12 protein-coding genes are annotated in these 19,412 nt (G+C 64.8%); 5 read left to right on the top strand and 7 right to left on the bottom strand.

What is annotated here, in order from left to right; all coding sequences use genetic code 11:
- The first annotated feature begins 2 nt into the window (after nt 1-2).
- Genes ACUTR7_RS26610 through ACUTR7_RS26600 form a run of 3 tightly spaced genes read left to right on the top strand, consistent with a single transcriptional unit; the run spans nt 3 to nt 4,957 of the window.
- A complete protein-coding gene (locus tag ACUTR7_RS26610; protein WP_445610202.1) occupies nt 3-3,311 on the top strand; it encodes an ATP-binding protein in 3,309 nt (1,102 codons plus the stop codon).
- Nucleotides 3,308-4,510: a Wadjet anti-phage system protein JetD domain-containing protein gene (locus ACUTR7_RS26605; RefSeq protein WP_445610201.1), complete on the top strand. Its 1,203-nt coding sequence runs from the start codon at nt 3,308-3,310 to the stop codon at nt 4,508-4,510. The genes ACUTR7_RS26610 and ACUTR7_RS26605 overlap by 4 nt, the downstream gene beginning before the upstream one ends.
- 48 nt (nt 4,511-4,558) lie before the next feature.
- Nucleotides 4,559-4,957: a YkgJ family cysteine cluster protein gene (locus ACUTR7_RS26600; RefSeq protein ID WP_013799932.1), complete on the top strand. Its 399-nt coding sequence runs from the start codon at nt 4,559-4,561 to the stop codon at nt 4,955-4,957.
- Nucleotides 4,958-4,964: 7 nt separating this feature from the next.
- On the opposite strand, the gene ACUTR7_RS26595 is transcribed toward ACUTR7_RS26600, so the two are convergent.
- From ACUTR7_RS26595 to ACUTR7_RS26575, 5 genes are all read right to left on the bottom strand, one after another.
- A complete protein-coding gene (locus ACUTR7_RS26595; RefSeq protein ID WP_013799933.1) occupies nt 4,965-6,365 on the bottom strand; it encodes a sensor histidine kinase in 1,401 nt (466 codons plus the stop codon).
- 4 nt (nt 6,366-6,369) lie between these two features.
- Complete coding sequence (locus ACUTR7_RS26590) at nt 6,370-7,074, bottom strand: response regulator transcription factor (protein WP_017407046.1); 705 nt, start codon at nt 7,072-7,074, stop codon at nt 6,370-6,372.
- 231 nt (nt 7,075-7,305) lie between these two features.
- On the bottom strand, nt 7,306-8,442 hold the full coding sequence (locus tag ACUTR7_RS26585; RefSeq protein WP_231890602.1) for a TolC family protein: 1,137 nt from the start codon (nt 8,440-8,442) through the stop codon (nt 7,306-7,308).
- Nucleotides 8,443-8,734: 292 nt separating this feature from the next.
- A complete protein-coding gene (locus tag ACUTR7_RS26580; protein WP_034397505.1) occupies nt 8,735-11,839 on the bottom strand; it encodes an efflux RND transporter permease subunit in 3,105 nt (1,034 codons plus the stop codon).
- Between the two features lie 21 nt (nt 11,840-11,860).
- Nucleotides 11,861-13,009: an efflux RND transporter periplasmic adaptor subunit gene (locus tag ACUTR7_RS26575; protein WP_445610200.1), complete on the bottom strand. Its 1,149-nt coding sequence runs from the start codon at nt 13,007-13,009 to the stop codon at nt 11,861-11,863.
- 794 nt (nt 13,010-13,803) lie between these two features.
- On the opposite strand from ACUTR7_RS26575, the gene dinG reads away from it, so the two are divergent.
- Nucleotides 13,804-15,978, top strand: a complete 2,175-nt coding sequence (gene dinG, locus ACUTR7_RS26570; RefSeq protein WP_278537847.1) for an ATP-dependent DNA helicase DinG — start codon at nt 13,804-13,806, stop codon at nt 15,976-15,978.
- A gap of 1,546 nt (nt 15,979-17,524) precedes the next feature.
- On the opposite strand, the gene ACUTR7_RS26565 is transcribed toward dinG, so the two are convergent.
- Nucleotides 17,525-18,157 (bottom strand): acyloxyacyl hydrolase, encoded by a 633-nt coding sequence (locus ACUTR7_RS26565; RefSeq protein ID WP_445610199.1) that lies wholly within the window; start codon nt 18,155-18,157, stop codon nt 17,525-17,527.
- A gap of 176 nt (nt 18,158-18,333) precedes the next feature.
- Complete coding sequence (locus tag ACUTR7_RS26560; RefSeq protein WP_445610198.1) at nt 18,334-18,879, bottom strand: Spy/CpxP family protein refolding chaperone; 546 nt, start codon at nt 18,877-18,879, stop codon at nt 18,334-18,336.
- 311 nt (nt 18,880-19,190) lie between these two features.
- On the opposite strand from ACUTR7_RS26560, the gene rdgC reads away from it, so the two are divergent.
- Nucleotides 19,191-19,412, top strand: a 222-nt coding sequence (rdgC, locus tag ACUTR7_RS26555; RefSeq protein ID WP_445610197.1) for a recombination-associated protein RdgC, incomplete at its 3' end; no start/stop codon positions are given.

Below are 19,412 nucleotides of genomic sequence, written 5' to 3'. Positions count from 1 at the left end.
ACATGACAACCCTGGCACCGGCTTCCAGCTACACCCTGCATGAGCTGGACCTGTACAACTGGGGCGCCTTTGGGGGTCGCCATCAGGCCGGCATAGACATCGCCAATACAGCCATCATCGGCCCCACAGGCAGCGGCAAGACCACGCTGATCGACGCATTGATGACCTTGCTGTGCGCGAACCCTCGCTACAACCTGGCTTCCACCGGAGGTCATGAAAGCGACCGGGATCTGGTTTCCTACGTGCGCGGCGCCAGTGGCCCAGGGCACTCCGGAGACGGCAACGATCACTTGGCACGCAGCGGACGCAGCGTGACCGGCATCGCCGCCCGGCTGGTACGGACAGATGGCGAATCGGTGTTTATCGGCGCCTTGTTCTGGTTCGACGGCAGCAGCTCGTCAGCCAGCGATATGACAAGGCGATGGTTCTTTGCGCAGGGCCCGCAGCACAGCCTGGATCTTTGGCTGGAAGAACACCACAGCGGTGGTGCACGCGCTCTCGGCAGGCTGGAGAAAGGCTGCGAAGGCCTGCAGATCTTCACCAGCAAATCCCCGTATCTGGCACGTCTGCAAAGTTTCTTCGAAGTGGGCCCCAATGCCTTCACGCTGCTCAACCGTGCTGCCGGCCTCAAGCAGCTCAACAGCATCGATGAAATTTTCCGGGAGCTGGTGCTCGACGACCAGTCGGCGTTCGACGAGGCAGTGGCCGTTGCCGACAGCTTTGATCAACTGGCTTCCATCCATGCGGATCTGGAGTTGGCCAACCGGCAATACCTTTCTTTGTTGCCGCTGCGCGAGCTGGCAAGGCAGGAGCAGGATCAGCAACTGCACATGCAGGAACTGCGCACACTCGAGGCGGCGCTGCCGCAATGGTTTGCCACGCAGGGCGTGCAACTTTGGGGCGATCGCGCCGCACAGCTACAGGAGCAGTTGGAACGGCAACAGCAGCAGGTAGACACCGATAGTTCGGCACTGGACAAAGCCAGCGCCCATGAGCAGAGCTTGCTGGAAATCTACCTGCGCTCCGGAGGCGGCGACATCAAGCTGCTGGAGCAAAGCATCGCCACGCAAGAAGCGGTGCTGGGGCAAAAGCAGGCCCATTTGGCCAGCTACCGCAAGCTGGCGCGCAATCTGGGTCTGGACGCCGGCACAGCCTCTCTCAACGCGTCCCTGCTGGCACAGCACCAGCAACAGGCGCAACCTGCACTGCAACAGCTGGAGGCTCGGCAGGCTGAACTTCTAGCGGCAGCCGAGGACGCAGTCACCAGTGAGCGCAATGCCCACGGCATGCTTCAGCAGCTGCAGACCGAACTCCATGCGGTACGGCTGCGCCCAGGCTCCAACCTGCCCACGGAATTCCAGCAGTTTCGCGCCGCACTGGCACAGCAGTTGCAACGTGCGCCCGAGGACCTGCCCTTCGTCGCCGAGCTGATCGAAGTCCAGAAGAACCAGCAGGCTTGGCGCGGTGCCATCGAACGCGCCATCGGCAGCCAGCGGTTGCGCATCATGGTGCCGCCGCAGGACATGCAGGCCGCTCTGGACTGGGTGAACCAGCGCCACAACCGCCTGCACGTGCGGCTGCTGGAGGTGCGCGACCCTCAGGAGCCCGTTCGATTCTGGGATGATGGCTTTTGCCGCCTGCTCAACCTCAAGCCGCACGCATACCAAAGTGCATTGCGCAGGTTGTTGGCGGATCTTGACCGGCACTGCGTGGAAAACAGCGAGGCGCTGCGGCGCACACCGCATGCGATGACACAGCAGGGACTGATGTCCGGCAAGGCACTGCATTTCGACAAGCAGGACCACAAGCGCATCGACCAGGACTGGATGACCGGCTTCGACAACCGCGACCGGCTGGCCCAGCTGGAACGGCAAGTGCACGAGCAGTCCGCGCAGTGGCAAGCCCTGGATCAACAAAAGCAGGCGGCAGTGGCAACTCATTCCGAATGCTCCAGCTTGCAGGGCCTGTGGCACAGGCTTCTAGAATTGCGTTTTGAAGATCTGGATGCGGCCGCAATCGAGACCAGGCTGCAAGGACTGCAGTCGCATCTGCAGGCCTTGCTGGATCCTCAGTCAGATACGGCCCAGGCCAAGAAGCGCTGGGCAGACGCACAAAAGCACCGACAGGATGCGGACAATGTGCTGCTGCAATCCAGGCTCAAGCACGCCGGACTCGAAGAGCGGCACACCAGCACCGAAAAGCGGCTGGCAGAGTACAAGGCGCGGCTGGACCCGGACGCTGGCGTGTACGAACTGGGCCACCGTCTGGAAAATTTGCTGCCCGGAGGCATGCCCGCGCTCGACTGTGACCGCCTTGCCAGCCAGGAGCGGCACACTCTGAACGAAGTTTATGGGCTGTCACAAACGCAACGCACCAAGTTGGCCGAACTGCACAAGGACATCATTCGCCAGATGAGCAAGGCCCAAAGGGAAGACAGCGGCGCACTGGCCGAGCAAACTCAGGACATCGAAGCTCTTTCCCACTACCTGGAACGGCTTGGCGTGCTGGAGGAGGAGGCCCTGCCCGAGAAGCGCCAGCGCTTCCAGGACTATCTCAACACCACGTCCGAGCAAGGTGTCAACGCATTGCTCAGCAACATAGAAACACAGGTCACCGAAATCACCGAACGCATAGGCGAGCTCAACCGCACGCTGGCGCGGGTCGATTTCCAGCCCGGCCGCTACCTGCAACTCAATCCCCAGCCCGTACTGCACCAAAGCCTGCAGGACCTGCACAAGGCGTTGGCCGAGCTGCGTTCGGAGCGGTTGCGCGATGACGAAGGCCGCAGCCACTACCAGGCGCTGCGCAACATGGTGGAGCTGCTGCGCGAACACGCAGCCAATCGCCGCACCAAGGCCGCGCAGGCCTTGCTGGATGCACGCTATCGGCTGCAATTCGCCGTACAGGTGCTGGACAGAGCGAACGGGCAGGTGCTGGAGCGGCGCACCGGCTCGCAAGGCGGCAGCGGAGGGGAAAAGGAAATCATCGCCAGCTATGTGCTCACCGCCTCACTGAGCTACGCGCTGTGTCCCTCGGGACGCAATCGCCCGGTATTCGGCACCATCGTGCTGGACGAGGCGTTCTCCAAAAGCTCGCAGGCGGTGGCAGCACGCATCATTCAGGCGCTGCGCGAATTCGGGCTGCATGCGCTGTTCGTCACGCCCAACAAGGAACTGCGTCTGCTGCGCAATCACACCCGCTCAGCGGTCGTGGTGCACCGCCGAGGCCAGCAAGCCACGCTGGCTTCGCTCAGTTGGCAAGAGCTGCATGACAGGGCCCACCTGCGCGCCGGTGCGCAGCATGCGCCATGAAATCCCCGCAGCAGCTGGCAAATCTGCTGGCAAACCAATGGCAGTCTGCCAATTGGCGTGAACAGCGCCTGCTAGGCGGCCCCTGCGCATGGCCTTTGCAACTGGCCATCGGTGCGCCAGATGCGCACAGCTTCCAGCACGACAGCGCGCAGTTGCGCGAACACCTGCAGCAATGGAGGCGCATCCACGAGCACGGACCGGGCCTGGTTGAATGGCGCAGTCGGCAGTACCGCAGTGGCGCATCGCCTATCGACATTCCCGCGCGTTGGATCCTGCAGCGCCCGTCCGACTGGATGACGTCCATCACCACCCTGCGAGCCTCGGGTCACACGGATATTCACGCAGACTACCGAGCGCTGGCCAGTGTGCTGACGGAAGTGGATCCCATGTTCCATCGACTGCTGGTGCGCCGCCTGGCTTTGTGGCGGCATCTTCCTGCCGAGCAGGTGGTGCAAGCCGTGCAAATGGCCACACAACTGGAGCCTGGGTGCGCGCAGGGAATGCCGCTGCGCGCTTTGGCTATTGCAGGAAACGACAGCAAGTTCTTCGAACATCACGAAAGCCTGCTCAAAGCATTGCTCGACGTACGCTTTGAGGGCGAAGCCAGTCGCCAAGGCCTGGCCTCCTTCCTCGGAGCCAGCCAGGAAGGAGAGCACTGGCTGCTGGTCGCACCTTTGGCAGAAGGATTGCTGCCATTCAAGCGAATGCGCATCACAGCCAGTGAGTTGCATGACACGGCCTTGCCAGCAAAACGCATTTTGCTGATTGAAAACGACCGATGTCTGCACCAACTGCCCAAGCCGATACCGGACACCATCGCCATCCTGGGCGCGGGCCTGAACCTCGGGTGGCTTGACGCCCCATGGCTGCTGGGCTGCAACGTCGCCTACTGGGGTGACATGGACACCTGGGGCCTGGCCATGCTGGCCAGCGCGCGCCGGCACCTGCCCCATCTGCACGCGCTGTTGATGGATCTGGCCAGTTTCCACACCCACTCAAGGCTTGCAGTCGCTGAGCCCGTGCATGCCGAAACCCCGCCACCCGACGCACTGAGGTCCGACGAAGCCGCGCTGGACCAGCACCTGCGCACGCTGGAGAAAGGCCGCCTGGAACAGGAATTCCTGCCGCGTGCGGCGGTGTTGCAGGCCGTTGAAAACTGGCTGGGCTTCCCGATGCCCCAGGATTTACCGGCAACCTAAGGCCCTGCACAACTTCCAGATGCCGCAACGGTGCACAATGCGCACCCCATGAGATCCCCCATCAGCATCGTCGACGTCGACCGCCTCGACTCCTGGAGCAAATACAAGCCCGGCATGTGCGACAGCTGTGCGGCCAACTGCTGCACCATGCCGTTGGAGGTGCAGTTGCCCGATCTGGTGCGGCTGGAGCTGGTGGATCCGTTCGAGGTGGACAACGTGGAGCCCAAGCTCATCGCCAAGCGGCTGATGAAGATGCGCTTGATCGACCACTACAACCCCAAGCACAACATCTTCACCATGGCGCGGCGCGCCAGCGGGGACTGCAATTTCCTGGATGCCAAGTCGCGGCGCTGCACGGTATACGACAAGCGGCCCGAAACCTGTCGCCTGCACCCCAAGAAGGGGCCCAAGCCCGGCTTTTGCGCCTACGGTCACAAGGACCGCTGAAACGGCTTCAGGCCGTGGGCAACCCGGGCAGCCAGATCCTTGCCTGCAGCCCCGGATGCATGTTCTCGAAGCCCAGCTTGCCGCCGTGCAGCTGCACGATGGCCAGCACGCTGGCCAGTCCCAGGCCATAGCCTTCGCGGTCCGATTCGGCGCGGTAAAAGCGGGTGCTCATCTTCTCGCGCGTCTGCGCGTCCACGCCGGGGCCTCGGTCCTGGACGATGATTTCCACGCCCCAGGCGCCGCCGTCCATGCCGTGCTCGTGGGCCACGCCCGCGCGCAGCAGCATGTCGGCGCCGTGGTCGCTGTCGGGCAGTGATCCGTACTTGATGGCGTTGTCCACGAGGTTGGCCACAGCGCTGGCCAGCAGGTCGCCGTCACCCAGCGCCATGGGCGTGCCCTCGACCTCCAGGCGCAGCACGCCGCCTGCGTCCTCGACCAGCGGTTCGTAGAACTCCACCACGTCGACCAGCAGGGCACGCAGGTCCACGGGCGCGAAGTTCTTGCGGCTGGCGCCGCTTTCCACTTCGGCGATCTGCAGCAGCTTGTCGAAGACCACGCCCAGCTCGGCCACTTCCTGGGCCACCAGCGCCAGCGTCTCGTTCTTTTCCTCGGGCGTGGCCTGCTGGGCATTGCGCAGGCGCAGCAGGATGCGCGTCAGCGGCGTGCGCAGGTTGTGGGCGATGGTGTTGGAGACATGGCGTATGCCGTCCATCAGCAGTTCGAGCCGGTCCAGCATGGTGTTGATGTCGCGGTTGAGCAGCGTGAACTCATCGTCGCGGCGCGTGACCGGAATGCGCTGGCGCAGGTCGCCCGTGGCCACGCGCGCCATGGTGCTGCGGATGTCGGCGGCACGCTCTTCCACCACCCGCCGGAAGGCCCCGGCGCCCAGCACGGCCATGCCCAGGGCCACCAGGCCGGCCAGCAGGCTTGCGCGGCCGAACAGTTCCTCCACATCGCTTTGCACCTGCATGTCGCTGCCCACGGCCAGCAGCTTGCCGTCGGACAGCTGGGCCACGGCCACGCGGCCCGCGATGATGCGGCCGTTGCGCCGCACCTTGAGATCGCGCACGCCCATCTCCGTCAGGCGGCGTGCGGGCACCACGTCGGCGTTGCCGATGATGGGATTGCCGTCGCCATCCATGAGGATGAGGATTTCGGTATCGGTGTTGACGCCGTCCAGCAGGGTCTGCTGGATCTCAGCCTCCAGCGCGGGCTCGCCGTACTTGTCGCGGTGCTCGACCAGGCGGCGCATGTGGTTCTCGGCCTGCCGATCCATGCGCATGCGCAGCACGCCCACGGTCTGCACGTAGAACACCGACAGCACGATGGACATGGTCAGCACCAGCAGCACGCCGTAGGTCAGCGCCAGCCGGAAGGCCGTGGAGCTCCAGGGCTTGGCCAGCGACATGGGATCAGGCCACCTGCGGCAGGTCCTGCGGCCGGTCCGACAGGCTGTAGCCCACGCCGCGCACGGTGTGGATCAGCGCAGGCTCGAAGCCCTTGTCCACCTTGCCGCGCAGGCGGCTGATGTGCACGTCGATGACATTGGTCTGCGGGTCGAACCGGTAGTCCCACACCGACTCCAGCAGCATGGTGCGCGTGACGATCTGGTGCGCATGCTGCATCAGAAAGGCCAGCAGGCGGAACTCGCGCGGCTGCAGCGCCAGCGGCTGGCCTGCGCGCTCGGCGCTGCGCGTGAGCAGGTTCAGCCGCAGGTCGGCCAGGCGCATCTCGCGCGCAGGGGCCGGGATCTGGGCGCGGCGCACCAGGGCCTCCAGGCGCGCCGAGAGTTCGGAGAAGGCAAAGGGCTTGGTCAGGTAGTCGTCGCAGCCGGCCTTGAGGCCGCGCACACGCTCGTCCGTGGCCGACAGGGCGCTGAGCACCAGCACCGGCGTCTGCTTGCCCATGGAGCGCAGCGTCTGCAGGATCTGCAGGCCGTCGAAGCCGTTGGGCAGCATGCGGTCGAGGATGATCACATCCCAGCTCTCGCCCACGGCCATGGCGATGCCCTGCACACCATCGCTGCACACCGCCACCTGCGCGCCCTGCTGGCGCAGGCCTTCGGCGATGTAGCGCGCGTTCAGCGCGTCGTCTTCGATGATGAGATAGCGGTACATGCGGGCGGCAGGGCCTGACTCGAAACTGAGGCAGACACTATACGGCGCGCCAGACTCCGCCGAGATCGGTGGGGGTGCCGGCATGTTTACCACCTCTTTTCAGCCTTGGGCTGCGCTGCGCGGCATCGCACCGCATGAAACTGGCGTGATCCGGACCAGGCACACCGTGGGGTGCCACCCAGGGTCCGACCGCCCCTCCCGCACAGCAGGAGGGGAAGGGCGTCAAGCGCCTCAGGGCGCTGCCCACATCGGCAGATCGCCGCTGGCCACGCGCACCTGCCACTCGGCCAGCATCATTTCCTTGACCAGGTCCAGGTGCTCCAGGCGGTGCTCGTTGATCGATCCCAGCGAATCGATCAGCTCCAGGATGGAGCCCTGGCCCAGCTTGTAGGCGTCCTGGGCCATCTGGTTGAGCGGCGCGATCTGCGCCAGGCCCTGCTTTTCGTAGGCGCGCACGGCATCGCGGCGCAGCTTCAGTTGCTTGATGGCGCGCTGCAGCTCGGTACGCGCCTCGATCAGCGCGGCGTCGTAGCGCAGCTGGGCCTGTTCGGCCTCCACCTGGGCACGCGCGATGGGGCCTTCGCGGCGATCGAACAGCGGCAGCTCCACCGACACGCCGATCTGGTTGTAGTTGCCGTCAAGCCGGTTGCGCACGCGCGCCACGCTCACGCTGGGCGTGGGCAGGGCTTCGCGGCGTTCCAGCTCGACCTTGTGGCGCAGCTGGTCCAGCTCGGCCTGGGCAGCGACCAGGGCCGGCAGGCGCTGGCGCGCGGCCTCCCAAAGCTCCTGCTCGTGCAGCAGCTGGCCCACGGGCACGGCCTGCAGGCTGCCCGTGGCGCGCGGCGCCCATTGGGGCAGGGCGGCCAGGGCGGCGGCATGCGAGGCGGCGTCCTGCCAGTCCGACTGGGCCTGGCTGACCTGCATGGCCATCTGGGCCTGCTGCAGGCTCAGGCGCGCGCCGTCATAGCGGCTGCGCGCGCCGGCCTCGATCTGGCCGCGCACGATATTGCCTGCGCCGTTCAGCGACTCCTGCGCCTCTTCCCAGACCTTCAGGCGCTGCTGCGTCATCAGCAGGTCGATGAAGGCCGTGGCTGCATCGTTGAGCGTGGTGGCCACGGCCACCTCGACATTGGCACGCGCCGCCGTCTCGCCCTTGCGCGCGTTCTCCATGCGCAAACGCCGCTGGCCGAAGATGGGCAGCGGCTGCTCTATGCCCCACTGCTTCTCGCCCGGCTTGCTGCTGTACGACGCCGTGGGATTGGGAAACGCCGCCGCCGTGCGGCTGTCTGCCTGCGCAATCCCGATCTGCAGCCGCTGCGCCGCCAGCTGCGGCTGGTTGCGCACCACCATCTGCAGATACTCCTGCATCCCCACCGGCTGCTGCGGCGCAGCCGCCGGAGCCACCTCGGAGGCAGGCGCCGCAGTGATGGCCGGCACAGCCGACCCGCCCGGTACAGCGGGCACAGCCTGCTGCGCAAGCGCAGAACCCGCCCCCCAGCACAGCGCCACAGCCACAAACAGGGCCCGATAAGGTGAACGACCCGCAAAACCGACGCGGCCCAAATCAGAGACGCCAAGCAAGAGCCGCCTCGCGGCGATGGCGTCGTCCCCCTCCCGCGAAGCGAGAGAGGGGGAAGCGGCGAAGCCGCTCAGGGGGCTATCACTCTTTTTCATCGAGTTCTTCCTGCGTCAACATGTTCTTGGGGCCCAGCAGCGCATAGAGCACGGGCAGCAGCACCAGGGCCACCAGGGGCAGCACCACCATGCCGCCCACGATCACGGAGGCGAAGGGCTTTTGCGTCTCGCTGCCCACGCCCGTGGACAGCGCCATGGGCAGCAGGCCCAGCAGCGCCAGCAGCGCCACGAGCACGATGGAGCGCATGCGCTCGGCAGCGCCCTCGACCAGGGCCTGCATCATGGGCATGCCCTGCCGTCGCAATTCCTCCACGGCCGAGATCACCAGCAGGCCGGCCAGCGCCACCTGTCCCAGCAGCGCGATGAAGCCGATGGCCGCGCTGATGGACAGCTCGATGCCCGCAAAGTGCAGGGCCGCGATGCCGCCCACCATGGTGAAGGGCGCGCACAGCAAGATGATGCCGGCGCTGCGCGCCTGGCCCAGCGCGCCGAACAGCAGGGCGTAGACGATGATCAGCGACAGCGGCACCACGATCTTCAGGCGTGCGGCCGCGCGCTGCTGGTTCTCCCACTCGCCGCCCCAGACGGCCTGGTAGCCCTCGGGGATCTTCACGTTCTTCTTGAACGTGGCCAGCGTGTCCTTGACCACGGAGCCGATGTCGCGGCCTTCCACGTTGAACTTGAGCGCCATGTAGCGCGCATTGCCTTCGCGGAAGATGGAGGAGTTGCCGATCTTGATGGCGACCTGGCCCACCGAATGCAGCGGCACCGAGCCGCCGTTGGGCAGGGGGATGGCGATGTTGCGGATGCGCTCCTCATCCATGCGGTCCACATAGGGCAGGCGCACGCGCACGGGCACGGGGTACTCGCCCTCCCACAGCGTGGTGGAGATGTTGCCGGCCAGCGCCGCCTCCAGCGTCTTTTGCGCGGTCTCCATGGCAATGCCCTGGCGCGCCAGCGATTGGCGGTCGAACTCCACGTGGACCTGGGGTGCAGGCGCATCGCGGTACAGGCCCAGATCGACCACGCCGTCGATGTCCTTCACCAGGTCCACGGTCTGCTGCAGGATGGCGCGCAGTTGCGGAATGTCGGGGCCGAAGACCTTGAGCACCACCTGGCCGCGCGCGCCGGACGTCGATTCCTCGACGCTGTCGCGGATGGGCTGGGCGAAGTTGAACGACACGCCCGGAATCTCGCCCAGCGTGGCGCGCATCTGCTCGATGAGCTGGGGCTTGGTCAGGCCCTTGCGCCATTCGCCGTGGCCCTTCAGGCGCACCAGCACCTTGGCCAGGTTCAGCGTCTCGTTGTCGGTGCCGGACTCGGGCCGGCCCTGCTCGGTGGTGACGGTGATCACCTCGGGGAAGGTCTTCAGGCGCAGGCGCACGTCGCGCAGCACTTCCTGGCCCTTTTCCAGCGAGATAGATGCCGGCATCTGCACCAGCACATAGGCGTCACCCTCATCGAGCTCGGGCAGGAATTCCGTGCCCAGCCAGGCCGCCGACAGGCCGGCTGCCACCAGGATGGCGAGCGAGCCGACGATGACGATGACGCGGCGGCGCCCGGCACCCAGCAGGGTGCCGATCCAGTGCTGGTAGCCGTGGTGCGCGCGGTCGAAGATCTTGGGCTCTTCCACCATCACGTGCTGGGGCTTGAGGAACAGCGCGCACAGCGCCGGCACCAGGCCCATGGCGAAGACCAGGGCACCCAGCAGCGCGAAGCTGTAGGTCATGGCCAGCGGACGGAAGATGCGGCCCTCGATGCTTTCCAGCGAGAACACGGGGATCAGCGCCGCGATCACGATGGCCATGGCGAACAGCGTGGGCTTGGCCACGGCAACGGCCGAGTCGATGATGATGTGGCGCATGTCCGCCTGCGTCTGCGGCTTGCGCAGGCGGGCGTTGCGGATGATGTTCTCGGCCAGCACCACGGCGCCGTCCACCATGATGCCGAAGTCGATGGCGCCCATGGAGATCAGGTTGGCCGGCATGCCCAGCAGGTGCAGGCCGATGAAGGCCACCAGCAGCGACAGCGGGATCACCGTGGCCACGATCAGCGAGCCGCGCAGGCTGCGCAGGAACAGCCACAGCACGCCCACGATCAGCGTGGCGCCGAACAGCAGGTTGTGCTGCACCGTGCCCAGCGTGTGGCCGACCAGATCGGAGCGGTCGTAGTTGGTCTCCATGTGCATGCCCTCGGGCAGGCCGCCGTCATTGAGCGCGGCCACCTTGGCATGGATCTGGTCCAGCACCACCGAGGGGTTCTCGCCGCGCTTGAGCAGCACGATGCCCTGGACCACGTCGTCGGCATCGTCCATGCCCACCGAGCCCTGGCGCGGCGTGTGCGACTGCACCACGCGCGCCACGTCGCCAATGGTCACGGGCGCGCTGCCGCGCATGGCCACGACCACGCCCTGGATCTCCTGCGGCGTGCGCAGCAGGCCGATGCCGCGGATGATCAGCGACTGCTCGCCCCGGCGCATCAGGCCGCCGCCCACGTTGCGGTTGGACTTGGACAGGGCATCGCTCACGTCTTCCAGCGACAGTCCCAGCGCATACAGCTTCTCGGGATCCACCTCGACGTGGTACTCCTTGACGAAGCCGCCGATGCTGACCACGTCGGCCACGCCCTGCACCTGCTTGAGGGTGCGCACCACGCGCCATTCCTGCTCGGTGCGCAGCTGTGCCAGCGTGTGGCGGTCGCTCTTCAGGCGGTAGTAGAAGATCTTGCCCAGCGGCGTGTAGTCGGGCGCCATCTCGGGCGTGACGCCGTCGGGCAGATTGGCCTGGGGCAGGCGCTGCGACACCTCGGCGCGCGCATGGAAACTGTCGGCATCGTCATTGAAGACGAGGTTGATCATGGCCAGGCCGAAGTAGCTCTCCGAGCGCAGCGACACCAGGCCCGGCGTGCCGTTGAGCTCGCGCTCCAGCGGCTGGGTGATCTGGCGCTCCACCTCCTCGGGAGCCAGGCCGGGCGCCTGGGCAATCACGCCGACCTGCACATTGGTCACATCGGGATAGGCCTCGATAGCCGTGTGCAGGTATGAGTACACGCCATAGATGGCGATGATCAGGGTGGCACACAGGGCGACGAGCCGCCGGTGCACCACAAACGCTATCAGGGAACGCAGCATTGATGAGTCTCCTGGCCGCGATCAGAGCAGCTGGCTGGCTGCGCCGTCGAGCAGCAGGCCACCGCGCACGACGATCTTTTCACCCGACTTCAGGCCCGACACCACGGGCACCATGCCGCGCGAGGGCCGGCCCAGCACCACGGTGCGGGCCTCGAACTGCTGCTCGCCGGTCTGCACGAAGACGATGCTGCGGCTTTCATCCTTGATGAGCACGGCCGTCACGGGGATCAGCATCTCGTGCTCGTTGGAGACCTGCAGGCCCACGCGCGCCTGCATGCCGGAACGCAGCACGGGGTTTTGCGCATCGAGCTGCACGATGACGGAGGCGCGGCGCGACTCCTTGTCCAGCGTGGCGCCCAGGTGGCGCACCGTGCCGGTCAGGGGCTTGGGCAGCTGCGGCACATCGACCTGCACGGCACTGCCCAGGCGGATGCCGGGCAGATCGCTTTCAAAGACATCGGCCACCACGTTCATGGCGGCGGGATCGCCGATCAGGAAGAGCTCGCCGCTGGGCTCGACCGAGGCGCCGACCACGGCCTTGCGCTCGGCCACCACGCCGGCGCGTGGCGCCCGCAGCACCAGCCGGTCGCCGCCACCTTGCCCCAGCAGCGCCGACGTGCCCTGGGCACGCGCCAGCTCCTGGGCCGACTCGCGCAGCTTGGCCTGGGCCGCGCGCAGATCCACTTCCACGCCCACGCCCTTGTCCACCATGGTCTGCTGGCGCCGCACTTCCACGGTTGCCACGTCATGCGCGCTGCGGGCCGCTTCCACCTCGTAGCGCACGCGCAGCGCCTCGGGGCTGACCAGGGTGGCCAGCTCGTCGCCGGCCTTGACGATGTCACCCACGTGGGCACGAACCGACACCACGCGCGCGGCCAGCGGCACCGAGACGGTGGCCACGCGGTCCTCGGCAAAGGTCACGCGCGCGGGCGCCCAGGCCATTTGCGTGCCCTGCGGATCGGCCACCACGGCGATGTCCAGCATCTTCAGCGACTCGGGCTTGACCCGCACCACGCCGGCCGGCGCGGGCGCCTGCACGGCAGGTTCGTTCTGTGCCGATGCCTTGGATGCATCGCAGCCCGCCACAAGGCAGGCCACGGCGATGACAGCGCATGCCGATGCCGCCGGAAACCGGGCTGCCTTGGGCAGGCCCGCAAATGTCTTGATCATTCTTGCCCCTTCAATCCATGCCTGGAGCGCAGGGACTGCAGCGAGCCGACCCTTGTCTCCTGAGATGAAACAGATGCTAGAAAACGCACCTTCCTGCGTGCGTGAAGCCTTCATTACCGTTTGGTAAGACATTCGCGTACCTGGGCCGGCGCCCGGGGCCGATCCCTGGCAGGGATCGCCTGCGCTTTTTCGAGAACCAGCGCGATCCGCTGCGCCGCCGCGGACCTGCCGCCTGGCGGTGGACCAAGGCCCCAGCCGCAGCGGCCGCAGACCTGTGGATATCCCGGGGAAAAACACGCTCTGCAAAGCCAAAGATCTGCACAGGCCCTGTTTTCCACAGTGGTGACAACTTCCACCATCTTCTGGAAATCGCGTGGAACCTGAACTCATGAAAAATCCGTTGCAAATCAACGGTGAATTGCGACAATCACCCAATCAATCCACAAGCATGCCAACAACATGCACACAGGATTGATCACAGGCCGAACGCCCTGGCCGCTGTGGGCAAGACTGTGGATGCGGCCACGCGCATGGCCATCAACGGCCATGGGAACAATCCAGGAACAGCCGGTGGACAGATGTCCATCCCGGTGACCGATACCCACCTGTGCACACATGCGATTGGCGGGTTCAGTGATCCATATGACGGGCAGCTTGTAGGCTGTACGGCATACGAAAAACGCGCTTTGTGCGCGGTATTTCATAAGATTTCGCATCTTATTTAATACATATCACTGTACGAATCTTTATAAACAGATGGACCAAGATGATCCATTTGGTCAAAACACGCCGAAATGCATGAAAAAAAATGGGCTGATCAGGCCCTGAAATCCTTTGATGACGTGGTCGGGGCCATCCCAGGGTTCCGAAATCGTGAGGGGCAGCGAAAAATGGCGGCCCAGATCGCGCAGACCTTCAGCCAGGCCCAGCTGGGAAAAATCGATGAGGGCGCACCGGAGCCCACCCGGTCCATTGCCGTGGTGCAGGCCGGAACGGGGGTGGGCAAATCGCTGGCGTACAGCATTCCCGCCATTTCGATGGCGCTGGCGCGCGGCACCCGGGTGCTGATTTCCACGGCCACCGTCGCCCTGCAGGAACAGCTGGTGAACAAGGATCTGCCCGCGCTGGCCCAGCAGCTGGAGCAGCCCTTCAAATTCGCGCTGGCCAAGGGGCGGGGCCGCTTTGTCTGCAAGCTCAAGCTGGAGCGGCTGGCCAGCACCGGCGAGGCCCAGGACGAGGATCTGGACGATCTGTTCGCCGAAGAAAAGGCGCAGGCCCAAAGCCGCGTGGCACGCCCGGCCCAGGAGCTGGAGGCGCGCATGCAGTTCTACAAAAGCATGGCCAACGCGCTGGCGTCCCAGGCCTGGGACGGCGACCGCGACTCTCTGGAAACCCCGCCCGAGACCGAGGCCTGGAGCCCCGTGGCGGCCGAATCCTCGTCCTGCACCGGCAAGCACTGTCCGGCCTTCAGCAACTGCGTCTATTACGAGCGCCGCAAGGACCTGGTGGCCGCCCAGGTCATCGTGGCCAACCACGATCTGCTGCTGTCCTCCCTGGGTGCGCGGCTGCTGCCCGAGCTGGACAACTGCCTGCTGGTGCTGGACGAAGCCCACCATCTGCCCGCCACGGCGCTGGGCCAATTCGCCGGCGAGATGGACCTGAGCCGCCTGGGCTGGATAGACAAGCTGACCAGCCGCGCCCTGCGCGTGAATACCTTGGTCGAAGTGGAGGAACTGGCCGACCTGCCCAGCCATGCCAGCCAGCTGCGCCAGCAGCTGCAGGAACTGGCGCGCCTGGTGATGGAGCTGTACGGCGACACGCTCAAGTCGCAAAAGGACAGCTGGGGGCCGGCGCGGGTGCGCGCACCGCGCGGCATGCTGCCCGAGCCCCTGCTGGAGCCTCTGGGCAAGGCCGCCCACCATGCCAACAGCTTTCTGGATGCGCTGCGCGCCATCTCCAAGGCACTGCGCGCCGCCATCAAGGACAATCCAGAGGAAGCACGCAGGCTGTCTACAGCTTATGCACAGGTTGGCGCACTGGCTCCCCGCCTGGAATCCGTCTATGACACGGCCCAGCTGCTGATGCAGCAGCCAGCGCAGGATGACGACAGTAGCCGCGTTCCCAATGCCAAATGGTTCACGTTGGAGACAGATGGCGAGTACATCGTGGTCAAGGCCCATGCCAGCCCCATCCTGCCCGGAGCCACGCTGCGCCACCATCTGTGGTCCCAGGTGCGCGGTGCCGTGCTCACGTCGGCTACCTTGACCAGCTGTGGACAATTCGACTTCTTTTTGCGCGAGGCAGGCCTGCACGACGATGCGGCCGTGACCACGCTGGAAGTGCCCAGCCCCTTCGACTACGCGCGCCAGGGCACCCTGGTGGCGCGCGAAACCGTGGCCGACCCCAAGGAGGCCGCCCGCTTCACCCAGGAGATGGTGGACGCGCTGCTGGGCGACCTGTCCCACGTGCAGGCCGGCGCCCTGGTGCTGTTCACCTCGCGCGAACAGATGCGCCTGGCGGTCGATGCGCTGTCCACGGCCATGCGCTCGCAGGTGCTGGTGCAGACGGCCATGCCCCGCGCCCTGCTGCTGGCCCGCCACCGCGATGCCGTGGAGATGGGCGAGCCCTCCATCATCTTCGGCATGCAGTCCTTCGGCGAGGGCCTGGACCTGCCCGGCGCGCTGTGCGAGTCCCTGTTCATCACCAAGCTGCCCTTTGCCCCGCCCGATGACCCCGTGGGCGAGGCCCGGGCCGAATGGCTGCGCAGCAGCGGCCGCAACCCCTTCAATGAGCTGGTGGTGCCGGCCACGGCGATCCGCCTGGCCCAGTGGGTGGGCCGCGCCATACGCACCGAGGAAGACCAGGCCCATGTGTATTGCTATGACCGGCGCCTGGTGAACACCAGCTATGGCCAGCAGCTGCTCAAGGGCCTGCCGCCCTTTGCCTTGCAGCGCCGCCCGGCACGCTGAACCGGACCCTGTGGAAAGCATGCGAAAAACAGGCAGTACCCTGTCGCCACTGCATTCCTTTGCATACGCAAGTCATTGATTACGGCTGATTTTTTCAATCAGCGAGCTTGCCGATTGCCCACAGGCCACTTGCACACAGCCTGTGGGCAACCGTATTTCCCGGCTCCCGCATCTCCCTGCATGCCCTCTGCAGCACGGTCCCGGATCCCGCTGGCTACCGCTGGATCTCGCAGACCGTGCCAGCTCCCCGACCCGGCCGTACCCGCCAACAGGCCTGCAGAACGCCCAGGACGCGCTTGCGCGGGCAACCCAGGGCCTGACAGCTGCCAAGCCCCCACGGTCCTCTGCAGGCCGCTGAACCGCTCGGGCTGATTCACGTCCTCTTGCGCTGGTGCGCCAGCAGCCATCACTTTTCGTGATTGCCCTTGCCTGGACTGGATCTGCTGCTCCTGATCTGGATGCGCAGTCCTCTTGCAGGCTGGCAACAAGGGGTTGAATTTTTTTGAATGGACGAACACTGCCTCTGGCGCATCCGCTTGCGTCCGCCTGGCAGGCCGCGTTTTCCTGAAGTCTTCCACGTCCAGTGCACAGCCCGTTGTGGAAAAGCGGCCGTTCCACAGCGTTCCTGCGAGGCCGCGAGGAAGTCTTGTCTTTGTGCGTCTTCGTGCATACGGCCATGGCGCGTGAATCGATCCGGAATTTTTTTGAACACAGGCGCGCCAATTTCGCTGGAGCAGTCCCTCGTCTGGACATGCCCAGGCTCCAGACAACCTGGCACGTCTGTTTTTTTGAAAAACCGTTCGGCCTTCGCTTCCCGCGTGACTTCGCCTTCGGTTGTTCTTTGATCTTCTTATAAAGAATAGTCGTAGTAGTAGAGGCATGACATCTCTGTGGATAACTCACTATTCCTCAAAAAAAACAATGCCTTGCCCGATTGAAAAACATGTGATCAAAGCCCTGTTCCCGGTGTCTCCCGAACGGGGATAGTTTGCCTGTTTCGATTTTTTCTGTGGATAACTGTTGAGTTGGTCTTCATCTATCCACAGTTTCGTGCGATGTGCATTTTTTCCTTCATTGCAATTCAAGTTGTTGATCTATAAGGATTTTTTGGTTTACCCAGATGAAAAGAAGGCTTGCCAGACATGGATGAGCACATGGTCTGCCAGCGCTGTGACCTGTTGACAGGCTTTTTTTCTGATGGATCGGCTGCCTTTTTTTATCCAGAACGGTCTTGCCGCTGTGAAAAACCGCCCTTGGCTGTTATTCCTATCTCTCTTATTTTTTAATTAGTAGTAGTAGTAAGTGAAGTGCTTAATTGTGGATAACTGAATTTGTCTTATAAAAATCAACAACTTAAGACACTTCAAACCCTGTGGTGGATGCAGCTTCGCTGCTGCACTCGTTTTGGGCACAACTTTCCATGGCGCATCTTCCTTGTGGATAAACATGGATTTACGAGATTTTTATGCCCAGGTTTTTCCACAGGGCGGCTGAGGACAAAAAAAGACCACCTCGAAGGTGGTCTTGCCGGGATCCGCAACCGTGGTCAGAAATGGTGGGCGTAGCGCAGCTGCAGGAAGTTTTCGCCGGGGTTGGGTTTCTTGATGCCTGCGTTGGAATGGTGCTCCAGCCGCAGCACCAGCTCATGCTGGCCCTGGCTGCCAAACAGGTAGCCCACGCCGATATGGGTGGCGAAGTTGTAGCGCGTGGGGAATTCCTTCTCGTCCGTGACGTAGCGCCGGTTCAGTGCCCAGCTCAGACCCACGCCGGTTTCTGCAAACCATGGCGACTGTCCGTTGCTGCCACGCCAGCGCAGCGTGGGATTGATGCCCACCACCCAGGTGCTGCGGTGGCTGCCTTCCAGGGGGGCGGACCATCGCGCGCCCCAGATATCCCAGTAGCCGCTGAGCTGGCCGCCCCACAGCGCATGGCGCCAGTTGCGCCAGGGCACGGTAACGCCCAGGGTCCAGCTGTCGGCGCTGCGCTCGGCTGCGCCATATTGCAGGTACATGGAGGGGGAGGATTCCGGCGCCAAGGATTGCGCCTGGGTCGCCATCGGCAGGACAGCGCCTGCGCAGGCCAGCATCACGGTCGCTGCCAGGCGTGCTGGCGGATGGATGCGTGTCTTGGCAAGGCTCTGGTAGCTGGATGGCGTCGTTTGAATGATTTTGAGGGCCATGATCTTCTCCGGGGGCGGCACACGTTGCTGTGCCTGTAACACTCTAGGGAGGCTGGTGAAGATCGGGGCGTCAGCAAAAAAGCCCTTGCACTGTCGGTCGCCTGACAAAGCGTCCGTGCAAGGGCTGGCGCAAGCAATCCGGCTGCCCGCTGGTGGCGGGCAGGCCAGGTGGCTGCTTACTGGGCGGGTGCCGGGGCAGGGCGGGCCTGGCCGCTCTTGTGGTCATGGCGCGGGCCGTGGTCCATGCCGTGGTGGCCGGGGTGGCCCTTGTGCAGCGTGGCGGCATCGAAGGTCTTTTGCTGGCTGGCATCCAGCTGGGCGTAGAAGGCCTTGGTGGCTTCGCCGCGGCGATCGGCATCGGCCGCGCGCTGGGCGCGCATTTCACGCATCTTGTCGATGCGCTGGGGCGTGGTCAGCTTGGCGAAGTCCTCGCGCTCCATGCGCTGGGGACGCTCGCCGGGCTTGAAGGTGGCCGCATAGGTGTTCCATGCGGTCTCCTGGGCCGGCGTGAGCTTGAGCTCGGCCTTGAGCTTGGCGATGCGCTGCTGCATGTGCTCTCGGCGTTCGCCAGGCTTGTGCATGGGACGTTCGGGCTTGGGCGTGGTGGCTGCAGCCGGTGCTGCCGGCGCGGCGGTCTGGGCGTACGAGGGCAGGGCGAACGATGCCAGCAAGGCGGTGGCAGCGGCGGCGCTGGCGAGGGTGCGGCGGAAGGTGGTGGTCATTCCAAAATCCTTTCTGGAGAGGGTGACTGAAGGCCGCCGTCAAGGCACTTGGCGAGCCCTGTGCAGCGGATGATTGAAGTGTGGTCGTCCGATGTATCGGGGCAGTGAGGTTTTGCGCACGGCTTGTAAAGAATTGACAAGCTTGTGCAGCGCCGTCCGGTGCCAGGCATGCACAATGACCGGGCGGGGCGCCAAGGCATGGCGCCCCTGCTGTTTTTTCTGTTTTCTCCCTCTGGATGGAGGCGGCGCAGCCCGGTGTTGCACACCGCTTGCTGCGGCGCAGCCGCAGTCCGTCCGAGCAAAGGTTCGCTATGTTCAAAAACATGATCGTCTATCGCATTGCCGAGAGCTGGCAGGGCGATTTGCAGCAGCTTGAAGAAGCCCTGGGCAAGAGCCCGTTTGCCGAGTGCGGCGCCACGCAGGAGCGCAGCGCCGGCTGGGTGCCGCCGCGCGGCGAGCCCCATGGCCCGCTGGCCGAGTCCGTGGCCAATCAGTGGGTGATGCGCTTCATGACCGAGGCCAAGATGCTGCCG

The sequence above is a fragment of the Delftia sp. NA_296.1 genome, assembly GCF_052692095.1.
This window is presented reverse-complemented; position numbering and strand designations above follow the sequence as displayed.

What these genes read in the sequence shown, in the direction of transcription:
- ACUTR7_RS26585 (WP_231890602.1), bottom strand. Translation starts at nt 8,442, where the DNA reads ATGCAGGAGTATCTGCAGATGGTGGTGCGCAACCAGCCGCAGCTGGCG.
- ACUTR7_RS26575 (WP_445610200.1), bottom strand. Translation starts at nt 13,009, where the DNA reads ATGATCAAGACATTTGCGGGCCTGCCCAAGGCAGCCCGGTTTCCGGCG.
- ACUTR7_RS26590 (WP_017407046.1), bottom strand. Translation starts at nt 7,074, where the DNA reads ATGTACCGCTATCTCATCATCGAAGACGACGCGCTGAACGCGCGCTAC.
- ACUTR7_RS26565 (WP_445610199.1), bottom strand. Translation starts at nt 18,157, where the DNA reads ATGGCCCTCAAAATCATTCAAACGACGCCATCCAGCTACCAGAGCCTT.
- ACUTR7_RS26595 (WP_013799933.1), bottom strand. Translation starts at nt 6,365, where the DNA reads ATGTCGCTGGCCAAGCCCTGGAGCTCCACGGCCTTCCGGCTGGCGCTG.
- ACUTR7_RS26560 (WP_445610198.1), bottom strand. Translation starts at nt 18,879, where the DNA reads ATGACCACCACCTTCCGCCGCACCCTCGCCAGCGCCGCCGCTGCCACC.
- ACUTR7_RS26600 (WP_013799932.1), top strand. Translation starts at nt 4,559, where the DNA reads ATGAGATCCCCCATCAGCATCGTCGACGTCGACCGCCTCGACTCCTGG.
- ACUTR7_RS26605 (WP_445610201.1), top strand. Translation starts at nt 3,308, where the DNA reads ATGAAATCCCCGCAGCAGCTGGCAAATCTGCTGGCAAACCAATGGCAG.
- ACUTR7_RS26610 (WP_445610202.1), top strand. Translation starts at nt 3, where the DNA reads ATGACAACCCTGGCACCGGCTTCCAGCTACACCCTGCATGAGCTGGAC.
- ACUTR7_RS26580 (WP_034397505.1), bottom strand. Translation starts at nt 11,839, where the DNA reads ATGCTGCGTTCCCTGATAGCGTTTGTGGTGCACCGGCGGCTCGTCGCC.
- dinG (WP_278537847.1), top strand. Translation starts at nt 13,804, where the DNA reads ATGCATGAAAAAAAATGGGCTGATCAGGCCCTGAAATCCTTTGATGAC.